Source organism: Kitasatospora sp. NPDC004745 (assembly GCF_042873275.1).
Classification (GTDB): domain Bacteria; phylum Actinomycetota; class Actinomycetes; order Streptomycetales; family Streptomycetaceae; genus Kitasatospora.
Genome location: NZ_JBIALK010000010.1, coordinates 202,065 through 220,353, shown reverse-complemented (window position 1 = coordinate 220,353; position 18,289 = coordinate 202,065). Strand labels below are relative to the sequence as shown.

Below are 18,289 nucleotides of genomic sequence, written 5' to 3'. Positions count from 1 at the left end.
ACGTCCGCTCGGCGGGGCGGGGTTTTTGGGCGCCTTGTTCCCCGGGGGTGGGTGGGGCTGCCGCGGCCCCGTCTAGGGGGGGGGCGGGGGCTCAGGAGGAACGTTCCTCCTGAGCCGCCGCGGCGGTCCGGTCCGATCGGCTCAGTGGATGATGCCGGTGCGCAGGGCGACCGCGACCATGCCGGCCCGGTCGCCGGTGCCCAGCTTGCGGGCGATCCGGGCGAGGTGGCTCTTCACGGTGAGGGCGGAGAGGCCCATCGCCACGCCGATGGCCTTGTTGGACTGACCCTCGGCGACCAGCCGCAGCACCTCCACCTCACGGCCGGACAGTTCGCGGTAGGCGGACTGCTGGGTGCCCGGGGCACCGGGGGCCCCGTGGGCGCCCGGCGCACCGGTGGCGCCCGGCACGCCCGGCATGCCCGGACGGCGCATCCGCCCGGCCAGTCCGGCGGCGCCGAGCGGCAGGCCCGGGCGGCCGGGCATCGCGACGTTGGTGCGGGTGCCGGTGACGACGTAGCCCTTCACCCCGCCGGCCAGCGCGCTGCGGACCGCGCCGATGTCGTCGGCGGCGGACAGCGCCAGCCCGTTGGGCCAGCCCGCGGCGCGGGTCTCGGCCAGGATGGTCAGCCCGGAGCCGTCCGGCAGGTGCACGTCGGCGACGCAGATGTCGCGCGGGGTGGAGACCCGGGGGCGGGCCTCGGCGATCGAGGACACCTCGATCACGTCCCGGACGCCGAGCGCCCACAGGTGGCGGGTGACGGTGTTTCGGACGCGGGGATCGGCGATGACCACCATGGCGGTGGGCTTGGTCGGCCGGTAGGCGACCACGTTTGCGGGGTGCTCAAGAAGGACCGACACCAGGCCTCCTGCGGGGAGTGGCGGACGGAACCCCGATGGGGGCGGTCGGAGTGTTCCGCGTTCGGAAAGGGTCACAGTCTGCTTCGGCAGCTACCGTGCCCGGCTTTAGCGAAAGATCACGATCTAGTGAGTAACAATACGGACAAATCGCGCATATGACTGATGCGACATGCCTGGTATTCGCACAAAATCGATCAGATTCGTCATGAATCGGTCGGTTTCGGCCGGGTAATTGACGCAGAGCGCGACGGAAGTCACACGCTGTCAGCCCTGGGGGTGGCGTCGGACCGGCCGGTGCCGTCCGGGCCGGACGCCACTCGTCAGTGCGAGCGCGGGCGTCGCCGTGCGGGCATCGGGACCACTCCGCCGAGTGACGGCACGTCCGCCGGCGCCTGCGGGGCCGGGGTGACCGGCGGCAGGCCCGCGCTGGTGCACAGCAGGTCCCCCCAGGCCGCCAGGTGCCGCTCGAACCGGCCGTCGGCCGGCGTCCAGGACGCCCGGATCTCGATCTCGGTCGAGGAGGGGCGGTCCGCGAGGCCGCCGAAGTACTGCGAGGCGCAGCGGGTCACCGTGCCGGACGGCTCCGCGTACCCGGCGCCGTGCGTCTGCAGGGCGTCCAGCAGCCAGGCCCAGCCGACCTCGGAGAGCATCGGGTCGCCGGCCATCTCCGGCTCCAGCTCCGCGCGGGTCATCGTCACCACCCGGAACTCGCCGTTCCAGGCCTCCTGCCCGGCCGGGTCGTGCAGCAGCACCAGCCGCCCGTCCGCGAGCTCCTCGCCGTCCACCTCCACCGAGGCGGTCACCGCGAACGCGTACGGGGCCAGCCGGCGCGGCGCCGGGGCGGGGGAGAGCTGGACCTCGGGCCGCAGTCGGGCCCCGTCGAGGGCCTCCACGGCGGCCCGGAACTCGCTCGGCGCCCCCTCCCGACCAGTTCCGCCACCTGCTCCGCCACCCTGTGCGGGGTGCCCGCCGACCGCTGCCATGACCCGAAGACTAGGTCGAGAACCCCGGTTAACGCCGCAACTTCCGTCCGAGCGGCGTGCCGGAACGGCAAACCGGGCCACATCTTGGAGGAACCGACGAGCCGGCCCGGAGAGAGCGCCCCGGGGCGCGTGCGAAGATTTGACCCGTGAGCGAGACTACGGCAGACACCACGGCGGCCGCCCTCGACGGCCGAACCACCCCCGCGCGCCGCGGCGCCGCGCACGACTCCGCGTTCCTGCGCGCCTGCCGGCACGAGCCGGTGCCGCACACCCCGGTGTGGTTCATGCGCCAGGCCGGCCGCTCGCTGCCCGAGTACCTGAAGGTCCGCGAGGGCATCCCCATGCTGGAGTCCTGCATGCGGCCCGAGCTGGTCAAGGAGATCACCCTCCAGCCGGTGCGCCGGCACGGCGTGGACGCGGCGATCTTCTTCAGCGACATCGTGGTGCCGCTCAAGGCGGTCGGCATCGACGTCGACATCAAGCCCGGCATCGGGCCGGTCATCGCCGACCCGATCCGCACCTTCGCGGACCTCGAGCGGCTGCGCCCGCTGGAGCCGGACGACGTCCCCTACATCACCGAGGCCGTCGGCCTGCTGGTGGACGAGCTCGGCGGGACGCCGCTGATCGGCTTCGCCGGCGCGCCGTACACCCTGGCCAGCTACCTGGTCGAGGGCGGGCCGTCGAAGAACCACGAGAACACCAAGGCCATGATGTACGGGCAGCCCGAGCTGTGGGCGGCCCTGGTCGACCGGCTGGCCGACATCACCTCCGCCTTCCTGAAGGTGCAGATCGAGGCCGGCGCCTCGGCGGTCCAGCTCTTCGACTCCTGGGTCGGCTCGCTCGCCCCGGCGGACTACCGCCGCTCGGTCATGCCGTCCAGCACCAAGGTCTTCGACTCCGTCGCCTCCTACGGCGTGCCGCGGATCCACTTCGGCGTCGGCACCGGCGAGCTGCTGGGCCTGATGGGCGAGGCCGGCGCGGACGTCGTCGGCGTCGACTGGCGGGTGCCGCTGGACGTGGCGGCCGAGCGGGTCGGCCCCGGCAAGGCCCTGCAGGGCAACCTCGACCCGGCCGTCCTGTTCGCGCCCACCGAGGTCGTCGAGAGCAAGGCCCGCGAGGTCCTGCGGGCCGCGGAGGCGCTCGGCACCAGCGGCCACGTCTTCAACCTCGGCCACGGCGTCATGCCCTCGATGGACCCGGACGCGCTGAGCCGTCTGGTCGCCTTCGTGCACGAGGCCAGCGCGCGCTGACCCCGGAACGGGCGAAGGGCCCGCCCCCCTCGGGGGGACGGGCCCTTCCGTCGTTCCGGTGGACCGCTACGGGTTCACGGGAAGGACCGGGGTGCTGACGGTCGGGATGCTCCAGCGCTGCGCGGTGGTGCCGTTGCAGGTGAAGAGCTGGAGGGTGGTGCCGGCGTTGCTGTTCGCCCAGGGGACGTCCAGGCACAGGCCCGACTGCGGGTTGTAGATGCTGCCGTCGGCCCGGTAGCGCCACTGCTGGCCGCCCTCGCCGAGGCAGTTCCAGAGGATGATCTGGGTGCCCACCGCGGTGCCGTTGGCGCTCGCGGCCACGCACTGGTTGTTGATGGTGAGCGTGCCGTTGGCGTTCAGGCTGTAGCGCTGGGCGTCGGTGCCGTTGCAGTCCCACAGCTGGGGGTGCATGCCGTTGCCGGTGTTGTTGTTCGGCGCGTCCAGGCAGCGGCCCATGTGTGCGGAGAACCGGACCGGGCTGTTCACGGTGGTCGCCGCGACCGCCGAGTTGTAGACCGCCAGGTCGCTGATCCGCCCGGTGAGGAAGTTGGACGGCGCGCTGGCGGCGCGGTAGCGGCCGAGCACCAGGTTGCCGTTCGGGGCCGGGCTGGTCGAGGCGTTGTGCTGGCCGGTGCCGGCCAGGCTGCCGTTGACGTACAGGTTCATCTGTCCGGTGGCGGCGTTGTAGCTCGCGGTCAGCTGCGTCCAGGTGTTGAGCCGGTACGCGCCGGCGGGGCCGGTGGCGTTGTCGTAGTCGTAGGGCCACTGGTCGTTGTCGCCGTTGGCGATCGCGAAGCGCCAGGCGCCGTGGTCGGCGTAGATCATGAACGAGCTGCCGTGCTGGGTGTCCTGGCTGACCACCACGCCGGAGTCGTCCTTGGCCAGGTAGGCCCAGGTGCTGATGGTGAAGCTCTGGCGGGCGTCCACCGCGTTCCGGGCGCCGGTGACGGTGGACTTGTTGGCCCCGGTGCCGTCGAACACCGCGACCTTGGTGGTGCGGCCGTCGACGGTGTCGTCGGCGAAGGACACGTTGGCGGCGGTGCCGTTCTGGGCGGCCGGGTTGGCCTTGGCGTCGCCGGTCAGCGGGAACTGCACGAACGGCGCCTGGGTGGTGCCGCGGAAGTGGTCGCCGGCGTAGCCCGTGACCTGGCCGTTGGTGACGGCCGACGGCCAGACGTGGATCGTCCCGGACTGGTCGACGCCCCAGAGGTCGGGCACGTCGTCACCGGTCAGGTCGCCGTCGGCGCCCATGGTCGGGAAGCCCGTGCCGTTGACGCCCCAGCCGATCCTGGCGGCGGGGCTGGCCGTGACGGCCGTCACCGTGGTCGAGCCGTCCGGCCGGGCGGCGGTGGTCAGCGCGTACTGGAAGATGTCGCCGTTGGTCCGGTTGCGCACCCACAGGGCCGGGGTGGTGGCCGTGGCGGCACCGATGGCGAGGGTGTTGCCGGGGACCATCAGGTCCTTGTCGTCCCAGTTGCCGGTGGAGACCAGCGACGGCGCCGCCAGGGTGTGGTTGGTCTTGACCGGGTAGAACCAGAGGTTGCCCGAGTCGATCGCGAAGACGCCGGTGGCGTCGGTCACCTGGCGGCTCGGGGTGCGGGTGTCCTTGGCCGAGCCGATCGGGGTGATCTGGCGGGCCTGGGACCAGCTGCCGCCGTCGTGGTGGCCGGCGCAGGACGTGGCGTACGCGGTGTCGCAGTCCGGGCGGTCCAGCGGGGTCATCGTGCCGCGGGTGAAGCGGCCCGGGTCGGACAGGGTGTTGGAGTAGTAGTAGAGGGCGTCGTCACCGTCGCCCGCGCCCGGGCCGCTCGGGTCCTTGTGGACGAACAGGTCGTCCAGGTTGGTCGTCGGGTCCACCGATCCGCGGTGCGCGACGCGGTAGTCCTTCCACGTCCGGGGGTTGGTGGCGGCGTCGGCGCCCGGGGCCTGGGCGGCCGGTGCGGCGGTGCCGGTGGGCGGCACGCTGGTGTTGCCCGGGTCGGTGGCCCGGCCGTGGGCGATCAGGTTGCCGGCGGTGTCGGCGAGCAGGATGTCCGGCCGGGCGTCGCCGGTGGTGTCGCCGAAGGCGACCGGGCCCGGCGCCCACGGCACGTAGAACGAGTAGGAGACGGTCTGGGAGGAGTTCCCGGCCTCGTCGATCGCCCGCGCGTACAGGGTGTTGGTGCCCCAGTGGGTCGGCTTGGTGGTGATGTCGCCGATCGACAGCGTGCCGCCGTTGCCGCAGGTCTGCTGCGCGCCGGAGAGCTGCGGGTCGTAGCCCCACTGGACGCACGCCAGGCCCGAGGAGACCAGGCCGGCGCCCGGGCTCGGGTCGGAGGCGACCACCGGGATGTGGCCGGTGTCGCCGAGCCGGAGCTTGGTGGTCTGGCCGTTGCCGGCCGGCGGGAACTGGGTGGCCGGGTCGGTGAAGGCGCCGAACGTGAACACCGGCGGGGTCATGTCGACGGCGAAGTGGCAGACCGTCGAGGCCGGTCCGCGCAGCAGGCCGTCGTCGCCCTGGGTCTGCCAGCCGTAGTAGTGGCCGTCCTGGAGGGTGCCGACCGGCAGGTCGTACGAGGCCTCGCTGCCCGTGCCGACGAAGCCCGACCAGCCGTTGTTGACGGTGTTGCCGCCGGTGGTGTTGTCCCAGATGCCGACGTACTCGGTGAGCTGGCCCTGGTTGGGGCTGCTGACCGTGGACTTGAGCGTGGTGTTGGTGGCGGTCACGTAGCCGTACGAGGAGACCGGCACGTCCGCGCAGGAGTCGGTGTCGGAGCTGGTGACCCGGTGCGGGGTCGGGTAGGTGTGCGGGTTGCCGGGCACCCGCGGCGGGAAGTCGTACTGGCTGCTGAGCGTCGCGTCGTACGAGTACCGCTTGAAGCCCATCCGCTGACCGCTGCCCTCCTGGCCGAGCACGGCGAAGGCGAGCGGCACGCCGGTGTTGCGGATGCCGTCGCGCAGGGCGTTGGTGATGTTGAAGTCGATCGGCAGGTCGTTGTAGCACTCGGAGAGCGTGCCGTTGCCCGCGACGTTCTTGCCGTCGAGCCACTCGCGGACCTCGTGGTTGTTCCAGGACACCGAGGAGTCGAACTCACGGGCCCGGTAGAGGTTGACCGGGTAGGTCGTCGAGCAGGAGTGGTCCGAGGAGATGTACTGGTTGATCCGCAGGTTGGCGTAGTTGATCGTGGCGCCGGCGTAGCCGTTGAGGTCGAACTCGAACAGCGCCCGCTCGATCCCGTACGGGGACTCCCAGCCCTGGTAGCCGGAGCCGGGGCGGTCGCGGTCGTTGGAGCCGGTGCGGTCGAAGTTGCCGGTCGTGTTGTGGGCCTGCATCACCCAGGCGTGGTGCTGCTTGCCGCGGGCGTCCTGGCCCCAGGACGGGTCGACGTAGATCGGGTACGAGGTGCTGGCGCCGTCGAGCAGGTCGGGGCTCGGGGTCAGGGTGATCGCGCCCTTGCCGTTCCCGCCGGCCTGGGCCACCTTGGCCTCGGCCACCGGGATGTCGGCGACGGTGGCGAGTGAGCCGGGACCGGCCGTGGTGCTCGGGGCGTCCGGCGCGGTGCGGGTGGCGGCGCCGGCGGCGGCGTCCTGTCCGGCGGCCGGGGCGGCCGGGGCGGCCGCGCGGGGGGCCGCGGCGAACGCGGGCTCGGCGGCGGCGGACTTCGCGGCGGCCCGGGCGGCCGGGGTGCGCGCCTCCTTGGCGGACCACATCTGCGGGGTCGGTGCGGTGAACACCGGGGTGCCGCCGGCGGAGGCGGTCAGCGCGCCGGTGGCGTCCTTGCCGAGCTCCAACCCCTTGGTGGTGGTGGGGAAGACGAGGTTGCGCGCGGCCGGGTTGGCCGCGGCGGCGGGCGTGCGCAGCACGACCACGGTGGTGTAGCCGCCCCACTTGGTGGCGGTGACCTCGAGGTCGGTGTCCGGCGCGACGCCGCTGAACAGCGCCGTGTTGCCGGTCAGCTTCGGGGCGGGGAGCCTGCCGGGGAACGGCGAGGAGACGGCGAGCTGCTTGCCGTCCTTGGTGGTCATGGTGGCCAGCGGGCCGTCGCCGCCGCCGGAGATGACCAGGTCGCCGCTGGCGGTGGTGGGGGCGACGGTGCCGTCGCCACGCTTGACCAGGGTGTCGTCGAGGGGGGCCCAGGAGCCGTCGGTCCGCTTGGCGCGTTGCGCGAGCTCGTGCTGCTCCGAGCGCAGCTTGCCCTCGGCCGTCGCGACCACCGTGGTGTACTCGTCGGTGAGTTCGGGGACGGGGACGTCCTTGCCCTCGCGCTTGGCGCGTTCGACGGCGCTCTGGATCCGGTCCGGCGTCGGGCGGGTGGGCTGCCCGGAGGGCGCGGTGGCCGGCGCGGTGGGGGCCGGTGTGCCGGTGGCGGCGTGGGCGGCGAACGGCGCGGCGGTGAACAGGCCGGTCGTGAGGACCAAGGAGACCGCGGCGGCGGTCGACCGTCTGGTCGGCCTGGCGGGTCTGGGTATGCGTGGCATCGGGCTCCCCCGGGTGTGCGACGCGCTCCGCGAGTGCGGATACGCAGAGGTCAAGCGCACCCTGGCAGTTCTCACGCCTCGTCGACAAAACCTTCGCAAGGGCCGTGTCGGGATTTTGGCGCAAAAAGAACCGAATGGCCGGTCAGTGAGATGGATCACCCCGCCTGCCGGACGCTTTCTCGCTGGTGGGGCGACATGCCCGGCTGCTAGGTTCCGCAACCGACTGTGCCGATGACCAGTCAAATCTCTTTCAAGAAAACGGGGGTGGGAACGTGTCAATTCCGGACAGACCCGATCGCAGGGGAATTCCCTGGCGATGGATAGCCGGGCCGATCGCCCTGGCGGTGGCCGGTTCGCTGCTCGGACCGGCCGCGCAGGCCGCGAGCGGACCCGACTTCTCCAAGGTGTGGCAGCCGCCCGGCACCCCGCTGCCCGGCACCACCTCCGTCAAGGTCACCGACGCCGCCAAGGCCGCCGCGGTTGCACCGCACTACCCGGTGCCGCAGCGGGCCGGCAGGGCGCCCGCGGTGGCGCCGGCGGTGCACGGGTCCGCCACCGCGGACCTCGCCGCCGCGCGGCCGGACGCCCCCGTCAAGGCCGGCGCGCTGCCGGTCTGGGTCGCCCCGAAGCCGGAGGCCGCGGCGTCGGCCGCGGCGGTGACGGTGGTCCAGAAGGACGGCGCGAGCGCCCGGGTGTCCGGCGTCGACGGGCTGGTCTTCAGCCTCACGGCGCAGCGGGCGGCCGGTGCGGCCGCCGACGGGCGGGGCGGTGCCGAGGAGGCCGTGCCGGTCACCGTCGGCGTCGACTCCGCCGCGCTGGACGCGGCCACCGGCGGCGAGTTCGCCTCCCGCGGCCGCCTGGTCACGCTGCCCGCGTGCGCCGCGACCACCCCCGAGCTCCCCTCCTGCCAGGTCCGCACCCCGGTGCCGGCCCGCTACGACGCCGCCGCCAAGCGGATCGTCGCCGAGGTGTCGCTGCCCGCCGCGGGCGACCCGGCCGTGCCGGCCGGCGGTGCCGTGAAGGCCTCCTTCGCCGCGTCCGCGAGCGGGGCCTCGGCCCAGGCCCCCGCGGCGGCCCCGCTGCTGCTGGCCGCCGAGACCACCTCCTCGGGCGGCGGCGGCAGCTACAACGCCTCCACGCTGACCCCCTCCTCCGCCTGGGCGGCGGGCAGCTCCTCCGGCGCCCTCACGTACAGCTACCCGGTCCAGGTGCCGCCGTCGCTCGGCGGCCAGCCGCCCGCGGTCGCGCTCTCGTACAACTCCTCGACGGTGGACGGGAAGACCTCGGCCACCAACGCCCAGGCCTCCTGGGTCGGTGACGGCTGGGAGCTCAACCCCGGCTTCATCGAGCGCAGCTTCAAGCCCTGCGACAAGGACGGCATCAAGGGCTCCGGGGACCAGTGCTGGGCCGGCTTCAACGCGGCCCTCTCGCTCGGCTCGCACTCCGGCCAGCTGGTCCGGGACCGCAACGCCGGCTCCTCCGGCGCCACCACGGACGCCGCGACCGGCGTCTGGCACCTCAAGGACGACGACGGCACCAGGATCGAGTTCGGCTCGGGCGCGGGCAACGACGCCCGGGACGGCGCCTACGCGAAGGTCACCGACTCCTCCGGCACGGTGTACTACTTCGGCCTGAACCACCTGCCCGGCGGCGACAAGAGCGATCCGGCGTCCAACTCGGTCTCCACCGTGCCGGTCTACTCGCCCGACAGCGGCGACCCGTGCTACGACTCCGGCCAGGGCAAGGCCTCCTGGTGCCAGATGTGGCAGCGGCTCTCGCTGGACTACGTGGTGGACGCGCGCGGCAACCTGACCACCTACACGTGGTCGCCGGAGACCAACTGGTACGCCCGTGGCGGCGGCCAGAACAACGGCAACGGCACCCGCACCTCCTACACCCGGGCGAACCTGCCCGCCACGATCGCGTACGGCCAGCGCCTCGACGAGCAGGTCGCGGCCAAGGGCGGCCTGCAGCCCGCCGCGAAGGTCGTCTTCTCCACCGCCGAGCGCTGCGTGGACACCGCGAACTGCGACCCGTCCCAGCGCACCGAGGCCAACAAGACCAACTGGCCCGACGTGCCGGTCGACCAGGAGTGCAAGCAGGACGGCACCTGCACCCACTACGGCCCGAGCTACTTCACCACGAAGCGGCTCTCCGGCGTCGCCACCCAGGTGCGGGTCAACAACGCCTGGCAGGACGTCGACTCCTACCAGCTCAACCACTCGTTCCCGAACCCGAACGACAACACCAGCCAGAAGGCCCTGTGGCTGGACTCCGTGGTGCGCACCGGCAAGGCCGGCGCGACCCAGCTCAGCACCCCGGCGGTGAGCTTCACCCCGGTGATGCTGCCCAACCGGGTGGACGGCACCGACCTGGTGCCCGCGCCGCCGCTGATGAACCGGCCGCGCATCCAGCAGATCCACAACGAGACCGGCGGCGTCCTGAACGTCGACTACAACCTGCCGGCCTGCTCCCGGATCAACAAGGTGATGCCGGCGGCCGAGGACGACAACAGCCTCGGCTGCTACCCGGTGCGCTGGCTGCCGCCGGGCTCGGTGGCCGGGTCGGACCCGGTCCTCGACTGGTTCAACCACTACACCGTCGCCTCGCTGACCGAGAACGACACCGCCACCGACGCCCCGCAGAAGATCACCAAGTACGCCTACGCCAAGCCCGGCTGGCACCGCGACGACGCCGAGCTCACCGAGGCGAACGCCCGCACCTGGGGCGACTTCCGCGGCTTCGGGGTGGTCACCACCACCATCGGCAGCGGCAACGACGGCCCCAGGTCGCAGAGCCGCGCGACCTACCGGCAGGGCATGGACGGCGACGTCCGCAAGGACGGCAGCACCCGCAGCGTCCACCTGACCGACGCGCTCGGCCGGGACGTCGTGGACGTCGACTGGCTGGGCGGCCAGGTCCTGCAGACCGAGGTGTTCGACCAGGCCGACGGCAAGGTCACCTCGCGCACCGTCAACGCGGCCTCCGGTGAGGTCGCCACCGCGACCCACCCGCGCGGCAACGGGCTGCCGGACCTCGTGGCGCGCTACACCGCGACCACCCGCTCGACGACCACCCAGGGCCTGAAGGCCGACCAGACCTGGCGGACCACCACCAAGACCACGGTGTCCGACAGCGACCACGCCAACCGCGCCCGCAGCGTGCTCGACCAGGCCGACGGGCTGCCCGACGTCTGCACCCTCACCGCGTACGCGCAGGGGCCCGACCCGGTCCGCACCGACCTGGCCGCCGAGACCCTCACGGTCTCCGGCGCCAACGCCTGCACGGCCACCGCCAACGCCGGGAACACCGTCTCCCGCAACCGCGTGCTGTACGACAACCTGCCGTACGGCCAGGCCGCGGCCACCGCCAACCCGAGCGGCTCCCAGGAGCTGGAGCGCTACGAGGCCGACGGCAGCGCCACCTTCACCACCACCACCAACGTCACCTTCGACAAGTACGGCCGCACCGACTCCGTCACCGCGCTGACCGTCAAGGACGCGCAGCACCCGGGCGGCGCGACCACCAGGACCTCGTACGCGGCCGCCGCGGCCGGCGAGATCCCGTCCACGCTGACCTCCTCGGCACCGGTGCCCGGCGTGGCCAACGCCACCTGGGACACCGTCACCACCATCGACCCGCGCCGCGGCAACACGCTGACCGTCAAGGACCCGAACAACAAGGTCAGCACCCAGGCCTGGGACTCCCTCGGGCGCCTCACCGGGGTCTGGCTGGCCGGCCGCACCCCCGGGGCCAACCCGAACCCCAACGTCAGCTACGCCTACAACCTGTCCAACCAGACCGGTGTCCCGTCCTCGGTGACGACCCTGGTGCTCAAGCGCGACCTGAGCACCCCGGTCCAGACCCGCAAGATCGACATCCTGGACGGCTTCGGCCGCACCCGGCAGACCCAGACCTCGCCCGCCAACCCGGCCTACACCGGCCGGATGCTCTCCGGGACCCGCTACGACTCGCAGGGGCGGGCCAAGACCGCCGACCCGGCCTGGTACAACAAGGACTCCGGCCCCACCTCGACCCTGGTGACGGCCGACGACTCGACCGTCCCGCTGCAGACCCGGACCACCTACGACGGGCAGAGCCGCGCCGTGGTGGTCGCCTCCTGGTCCCTCGGCGTCGAGCAGAACCGCACCACCACGACGTACGCCGGCGTGGACCGGGTCGACCTGCTCCCGCCCGCCGGGACCTGGCCCACCAGCGCCGTCTCCGACGCCCGCAACCACACCGTCGAGCGCTGGCAGTACAACACCCCGACCGCCACCGGCAACCGCGCCGACGCGGTGGTCTCCACGTACACCTACACCGTCGACGGCCGGCCCGAGTCGCGCACCGACGCCGCGGGCAACCGCTGGTCCTTCGGCTACGACCTGCGGCACCGCCAGGTCTCCGCGACCGACCCGGACACCGGCAGCGTCGTGCAGACCTACGACGAGGCCTCGCGGGTGGCCACCACCACCGACGGCCGCAGCCGCCGGCTCGCCTTCACCTACGACCTCACCGGCCGCAAGACCGGTGAGTACGACGGCACGGTGGCCCCGGCCAACCAGCTGGCGGGCTGGGTCTACGACACCGTCGTCAAGGGCAAGCCGACCTCGTCCACCCGCTACGTCGGCGGCGCGACCGGCCAGGCCTACACCACGGCGGTGACCGGCTACGACGACGCCTACCGGAAGACCGGGGCGACGGTCAGCATCCCGGGCAGCGAGATCGGCCAGACCGGCACGTTCACGTACACCAGCACGGCGACCTACGACAAGATCACCGGCAACCTGAAGGAGAGCATCCTCCCCGCCCTCGGCGGCCTGCCGGTCGACGACGTCGCGTTCTCGTACAACGACTACGGCCAGATGTTCAAGTACGCGGGCGCCACCACGTACGACACCCAGACCGAGTACGACGCCTACGGCCGGGTCGTCCGCTCCACCGTCAACCCCTGGGCCACCCAGGTCGTCGTCACCAACGACTACGACCAGGCCACCGGACGGCTGCGCAACCAGTTCCTGGACAAGCAGACCTCCACCACCGGCGCGGTCCAGCAGACCGGCTACACCTACGACGACTCCGGTCGCGTCACCTCCATCAACACCGTCCCCGACAACAACCCGGCCGCACGCGACCTGCAGTGCTTCGGCTACGACAGCCTCGGCCGGCTGACCACCGCCTGGACCGACACCGGCACCGTCACCGTCCCCGACCCGCAGCAGCACCAGACCCTGGACCAGGGCCGCTGCACCAACACCAGCCCGACCAGCGGCGCCGTCGCACCGGCGCTGACCACCGTCGGCGGCGGCAACCCGTACTGGCAGGAGTACGGCTACGACGTGACGGGCAACCGCACCCGGTTCGTCCAGCACGACACCGGCGGCGACTCCACCAAGGACACCGTCACCACCCAGACCTTCCCGGCCCCCGGGACGGTCAACACCTCCGCCGGCAACGGCGGCCCGCACGCGCTCACCGGCACCGGCACCACGGTCGGCGCCGCCACCACCGTCTCCGGCCGCGACACCTACGACGCCGGCGGCAACACCACCTCGATCTACACCTCCAGGACCGGCACCGCCGACCTCACCTGGAACACCGAGGGCAAGCTCGACGCCTACGCCCAGGCCGGCCCGGTCACCGGCGTCGGCGGCAAGTGCCTGGACATGCGCGGCGGCAGCTCCGCCAACGGCACGGTCGTGCAGATCTACACCTGCGGCACCGGCGGCGGCCAGCGGTTCTCCACCGCGGGCAGCCTGCTCAAGGTGTTCGACAAGTGCCTCACCGCCACGGGCACCGCGGCCGGCTCCGCCGTGCAGCTCCAGCCCTGCGACGGCGGCGCCGCCCAGAAGTGGACGCCGCGCGCCGACGGCACGGTCCTCAACGCGGGCGCGGCCCGCTGCCTGGCCGTCCCCGGCGACGTCAGCACCAACAGCACCGCCCTCGTGGTCAACGACTGCGGGTCGACCGTCCCGGCCGGCCAGAAGTGGAGCGCCCCGAGCCAGACCACCAGCTACGTCTACGACGCGGACGGCAACCAGCTGGTCCGCCGCAACCCCGGGAAGACCACCGTCACCCTGGCCGGCGACGAGCTCGTCTACGACTCCGTCGCCAAGACCCTCACCGGCACCCGGTACTACCCCGTCCCGGGCGGGCTCACCATGGTCCGCGTCGGTGCCGGCGGGATGACCGTCCAGCTCGCCGACCACCACAACAGCGGCCTGCTCACCGTCGACGCCACCAGCCTCGCCGTCACCCGGCGGGCCATGGACCCCTTCGGCAACCCGCGCGGCTCCCAGCCCGCGGCCGGCGTCTGGGCCGGCGACAAGGGCTTCGTCGGCGGCCTCAAGGACGACGTCACCGGACTGACCAACCTCGGCGCGCGGCAGTACCAGCCGAGCACCGGACGCTTCGTCAGCCCGGACCCGGTCCTCGTCCCCGACGACCCGCAGCAGTGGAACAGCTACGGCTACTCCCACAGCGACCCGGTCAACCGCAGCGACCCGTCCGGCCTCTACGACCCCGACCTGCGCGAATGGCAGATGCAGCAGGAGCGGGCCAAGCGGCAGGCCGAGGCCAGCACCCCGGAGACCGCCAGCGACGACGTCGAACCCGGGGACCTCGGGGACGACGAGCCGGCGACGGAGGAGGAGTACAAGTGGTGGAAGGTCTGGACGCCGCGGCACGACACGGCCGTCCTGATGGCCACCGCCTACCTCAAGGCGCAGCGCCCGTACGACGACTTCGACAACGACGTCTTCGTCCGTGAGGGCTCGTCCAAGGGCAACAAGAAGCCCGGCTACGCCGACATCGTCGAGTGGGGCAAGGACGAGGTCCTGGTCTGGGAGGTCAAGCACGAGGGCGGTGGCGCGGAGGCCGCCGGACCGGCGCAGCTCGCCCGCTACGTCCGCCAGCTCCAGGTCATGCTGATCGCGAGCGGCGACACCCGGACGGTGAAGGCCGGCGGCAGGCTCGGCACCGAACTCGGTCCGGTGCCCAACATGGCCAACCCGGCCGAGTTCATCACCGCCAAGGACGGCAAGTCCGACGGCATCATCACCTACAAGTGGTCGAAGGAGGACAACCGGGGCGGCGAACCCGACCCCGTCCCGCACCCCGTCCCGGTGCCGCAGCCCTCGCCCGTCCCGCTCAGCGAACGCGGGCGCAGGCCCGGCTGGACCACCACCCGGCCGATCACCGGGGCGACGGCGAACACCGCCCCGGCCACACCGGGCGAGATGCCGCACGCCCCCACCGCGGGCAGCGGTGACGGCGGCGGCGGGTTCGAGGTGCACGGTCCGATCATGACCAGGCAGCAGGAGACCAACTTCGGAGCGGCCGTGGTCTTTGTCATAGGCTTCATCGCCTACTGCGCCACGGCCGGCACCGCCGAACCGTAGACCGGACCGGTCGAGAAGGAACGAAGAGCCCATGCACACGATCCGCTGCGAGATCGACACCGAGTACGCCGGCGCCGAGGCGCTGGCCGACCTCGCCCGGCGCTGGCTCGTCGAGGGTGCGGAGCGCCTGGAGGGTCCCACCCTCCAGGCGGTCCTCGACAGCACCGACCTGGCCGAGGACTCGCTGACCAAGGCGGTGCCCTGCGGCCCGGCCGGAGCCCTCTGGGGCTTCGTGTCGGCCGACACCGTCAACCGCAGGACCGGCCGGATCACCCACCGCGCCAAGGTCCTGACCCGGAAGAACCTGCCCAAGCTGCAGACCTGGCTGGCCGGGGACGTCCAGCTGGCGGAGCTCGCGCTCTACCGGCTGGACGGCGAGGGCCTGCCCGGCGAACCGCTGCTGCGGATGGGCGTCGCCCGGGACGAGGACTGCGAGGACTGGGTCAGGCTCTCCGCACAGGCGCCCGAGGGCCGCTTCGGGCCGGCCGAACAGGCCGGCTGGACGGAGCTGCTGCGGGACTTCGCCCGCGAGGTCGACCCGTCCTACGCGCAGATCGGCTACGCGCGGACGCTCGGGCGCACCGAGCACGAGGAGCGGGTCGGGCCTCCGCTGCCCGGGATGACGCTGCCGCAGTCGCGGCGGCTGCTGCGCGGGTACGAGTGGCTGACGGTCGTCCCGCGCGAGATCGCCCGCGAGCTCGGCGGCACCGCGGCCCTCGCCGCGGGGGGCTTCCACGAGGTGGCCGAACTCCCCGGCGGGGCGGTGCTGATCCGGGTGACGCCGGAGTTCGACGGCTTCACCGGTGAGGCCGTCGAGCGGACCTGGCGGGTGCTGAAGCCCGCGCTGCGGCCCGGCGTGCCCAAGCGGTTCAGCGCGGCCACCGAGGCCGCCGAGCCGCCGAGCCGGATCTGGTACGCCGACACCGTCTGATCCGCGCACCACCACCGGCGGGGCCGGGGCGGGACCACCCTGCGGGGTGCGTCCGGCCCCGGCCCCGCGCCGTTCCCCGGGGGCGCGGTACGGGCCTGCGCGGGCGGTTCCGGTGGGGTGCTCCGGCCCGCGCCGGGGGCCGGGCGTGCAGCGGATTGAGGACTCCGGGTAAAGACCTGCGAGACTGCGGAGCATGTCGGATGCACACGTCGTCGTCATCGGTGGTGGGATCGCCGGCCTGGCCGCGGCCGCCTTCCTGAGCGGGGCGGCCGGAGGGCCGGCCCGGGCCCGGGTCACGCTGCTGGAGGCGTCGGAACGGCTCGGCGGCAAGCTGTGGGGCGGCGAGGTCGGCGGGGTCCGGGTGGACCTCGGAGCCGAGTCGGTGCTGGCCCGGCGACCGGAGGCGGTGGAGCTGGCCCGGGCGGTCGGCCTCGCCGACGCGCTGGAGCCGCCGACCACCGCGAAGGCCGCGATCTGGACGCGGGGCGCGCTGCGCCCGCTGCCGGGCGGCCAGGTGATGGGCGTCCCCGGCGACCTCGACGCGCTGGCCGCCTCCGGGGTGCTCACCGCCGAGGGGCTGGACCGGGCCCGGCACGAGCGCACCACCGAGGTCGGCGAGGACGTGGCGATCGGCCGTTACGTCGCCGACCGGCTCGGCCAGGAGGTCGTCGACCGGCTGGTCGAACCCCTGCTCGGCGGCGTCTACGCCGGGCGGGCCGAGGAGATCTCGCTGCGCGCCGCCGTACCGCAGCTGCTGCCGATCGCCCGCGGCGGCGGCTCGCTGGTCGAGGGGGTGCACCGGCTCGCCTCGCGGCCCGCGGTGGTCGGCACCCCGGTCTTCCAGGGCCTGCGCGGCGGCATCGGCACCCTGCCGGAGGCGGTCGCCGCGGCGTGCGCGAAGGCCGGCGCCGACCTGCGCACCGACACCCCGGTGACGGAGCTGCGCCGCACCCCCGACGGCTGGCGGGTGCTGACCGGCGACGGCACCGCGCTGCACGCGGACGCCGTGGTGCTGGCCGCCCCGGCATCGGCCGCGGCCCGACTGCTGCGCACCGACGCCCCCGCGGCCGCCGCCGGGCTGGACGCCGTCGAGTACGCCGGGATGGCCCTGGTGACGATGGCGTTCCGCCGCTCCGACTTGGCCGGGGCGCCGGCCGGCAGCGGCTTCCTGGTGCCGCCGGTCGACGGGCGGCGGATCAAGGCCTCGACCTTCTCCTCCAACAAGTGGGGCTGGCTGGAGCGCTCGGCACCGGACGCGTTCCTGCTGCGCACCTCGCTCGGCCGCCACCGTGAGGAGGAGGCGCTGGAGCTGCCCGACGAGGAGCTGGTGGCCCGCTCGCTGGCCGACCTCGGCGAGGCCGTCGGGCTGACCGCACGGCCGTACGCCACCGCCGTCTCACGCTTCCGGGCCGGCCTGCCGCAGTATCCGGTCGGACACCTGGACCGGGTGGCCCGGGTGCGCTCGGCCGCGGAGCGGGTCGGTGCGCTGGCGCTGTGCGGCGCCGCCTACGACGGGGTGGGCATCCCGGCATGCATCGGATCGGCGGCCGCCGCGGTGGCGGCCCTCGACGGACTGTTGACCCCGGCGACCGGGGAAGGACCCACGGAGAGGAGAATGGGCGCATGACTGAGACCGTTGAGCAGCAGCCGGAGCAGCAGCCCGAGAAGAAGAAGGCACGCGACCTGAACCAGGTCATCCGCTACACGATGTGGTCGGTGTTCAAGCTCGAGGGCGCGCTGCCCGAGGACCGCACCGCCCTCGCCGCCGAGGTGGACGAGCTCTTCGCCCAGCTGGCCGCGAAGGACGTCACCGTGCGCGGCACCTACGACGTCTCCGGTCTGCGCGCCGACGCCGACATCATGGTCTGGTGGCACGCCGCCGACTCGGACGACCTGCAGGAGGCGTACAACCGCTTCCGCCGCACCGCCCTGGGCCGCCGGCTGGAGCCGGTCTGGTCGAACATGGCGCTGCACCGCCCGGCCGAGTTCAACAAGTCGCACATCCCGGCGTTCCTCGCCGACGAGCGCGCGCGCGACTACGTCTGCGTGTACCCGTTCGTCCGCTCCTACGAGTGGTACCTGCTGCCGGACGCCGAGCGGCGCGCGATGCTCGCGGAGCACGGCCAGATGGCGCGCGGCTACCCGGACGTGCGGGCCAACACGGTGGCCTCGTTCGCGCTCGGCGACTACGAGTGGCTGCTCGCCTTCGAGGCGGACGAGCTGCACCGGATCGTCGACCTGATGCGCGACCTGCGCCCCTCCCGGGCCCGGCTGCACGTCCGCGAGGAGGTGCCGTTCTTCACCGGCCGCCGCAAGCCGGTCAGCGAGCTGCTGGGCGGCCTGGCCTGACCTGCGGCTCGTCGTGTCCGGAGGCCGGTTCCCGCTCGGGGAGCTGGCCTCCGGTCCGTC

Annotated in this window: 8 protein-coding genes; 5 read left to right on the top strand and 3 right to left on the bottom strand. The window is 73.1% G+C overall.

All coding sequences use genetic code 11. From position 1 onward, the window contains the following. Window positions 1–141: 141 nt before the first annotated feature. The gene (locus ACFYUY_RS19235; RefSeq protein WP_360215939.1) at window positions 142–858 is read right to left on the bottom strand and encodes a response regulator transcription factor; all 717 of its coding nucleotides are present in this window, start codon (window positions 856–858) and stop codon (window positions 142–144) included. A 320-nt stretch (window positions 859–1,178) separates the two neighbouring features. Further along, a complete protein-coding gene (locus ACFYUY_RS19230) occupies window positions 1,179–1,841 on the bottom strand; it encodes a DUF3000 domain-containing protein (protein ID WP_360215942.1) in 663 nt (220 codons plus the stop codon). 236 nt (window positions 1,842–2,077) lie between these two features. On the opposite strand from ACFYUY_RS19230, the gene hemE reads away from it, so the two are divergent. Next, on the top strand, window positions 2,078–3,091 hold the full coding sequence (gene hemE / locus ACFYUY_RS19225; RefSeq protein ID WP_387901895.1) for a uroporphyrinogen decarboxylase: 1,014 nt from the start codon (window positions 2,078–2,080) through the stop codon (window positions 3,089–3,091). Between the two features lie 66 nt (window positions 3,092–3,157). Here the strand turns inward: hemE and ACFYUY_RS19220 are convergent, their stop codons facing one another. Then, window positions 3,158–7,549: a ricin-type beta-trefoil lectin domain protein gene (locus tag ACFYUY_RS19220; RefSeq protein WP_363365245.1), complete on the bottom strand. Its 4,392-nt coding sequence runs from the start codon at window positions 7,547–7,549 to the stop codon at window positions 3,158–3,160. 344 nt (window positions 7,550–7,893) lie between these two features. On the opposite strand from ACFYUY_RS19220, the gene ACFYUY_RS19215 reads away from it, so the two are divergent. The 4 genes from ACFYUY_RS19215 (at window position 7,894) to hemQ (ending at window position 18,229) form a co-directional block, all read left to right on the top strand. Continuing rightward, window positions 7,894–14,949, top strand: a complete 7,056-nt coding sequence (locus ACFYUY_RS19215; RefSeq protein WP_360215951.1) for a ricin-type beta-trefoil lectin domain protein — start codon at window positions 7,894–7,896, stop codon at window positions 14,947–14,949. A 31-nt stretch (window positions 14,950–14,980) separates the two neighbouring features. Continuing rightward, window positions 14,981–15,880, top strand: coding sequence for a hypothetical protein (locus tag ACFYUY_RS19210; protein WP_387901863.1), 900 nt, complete (start codon window positions 14,981–14,983; stop codon window positions 15,878–15,880). A gap of 193 nt (window positions 15,881–16,073) precedes the next feature. Beyond that, window positions 16,074–17,507: a protoporphyrinogen oxidase gene (hemG, locus tag ACFYUY_RS19205; RefSeq protein WP_360215957.1), complete on the top strand. Its 1,434-nt coding sequence runs from the start codon at window positions 16,074–16,076 to the stop codon at window positions 17,505–17,507. Beyond that, window positions 17,504–18,229, top strand: coding sequence for a hydrogen peroxide-dependent heme synthase (hemQ, locus tag ACFYUY_RS19200; protein ID WP_360215960.1), 726 nt, complete (start codon window positions 17,504–17,506; stop codon window positions 18,227–18,229). The genes hemG and hemQ overlap by 4 nt, the downstream gene beginning before the upstream one ends. The last annotated feature ends 60 nt before the right edge of the window (window positions 18,230–18,289 follow it).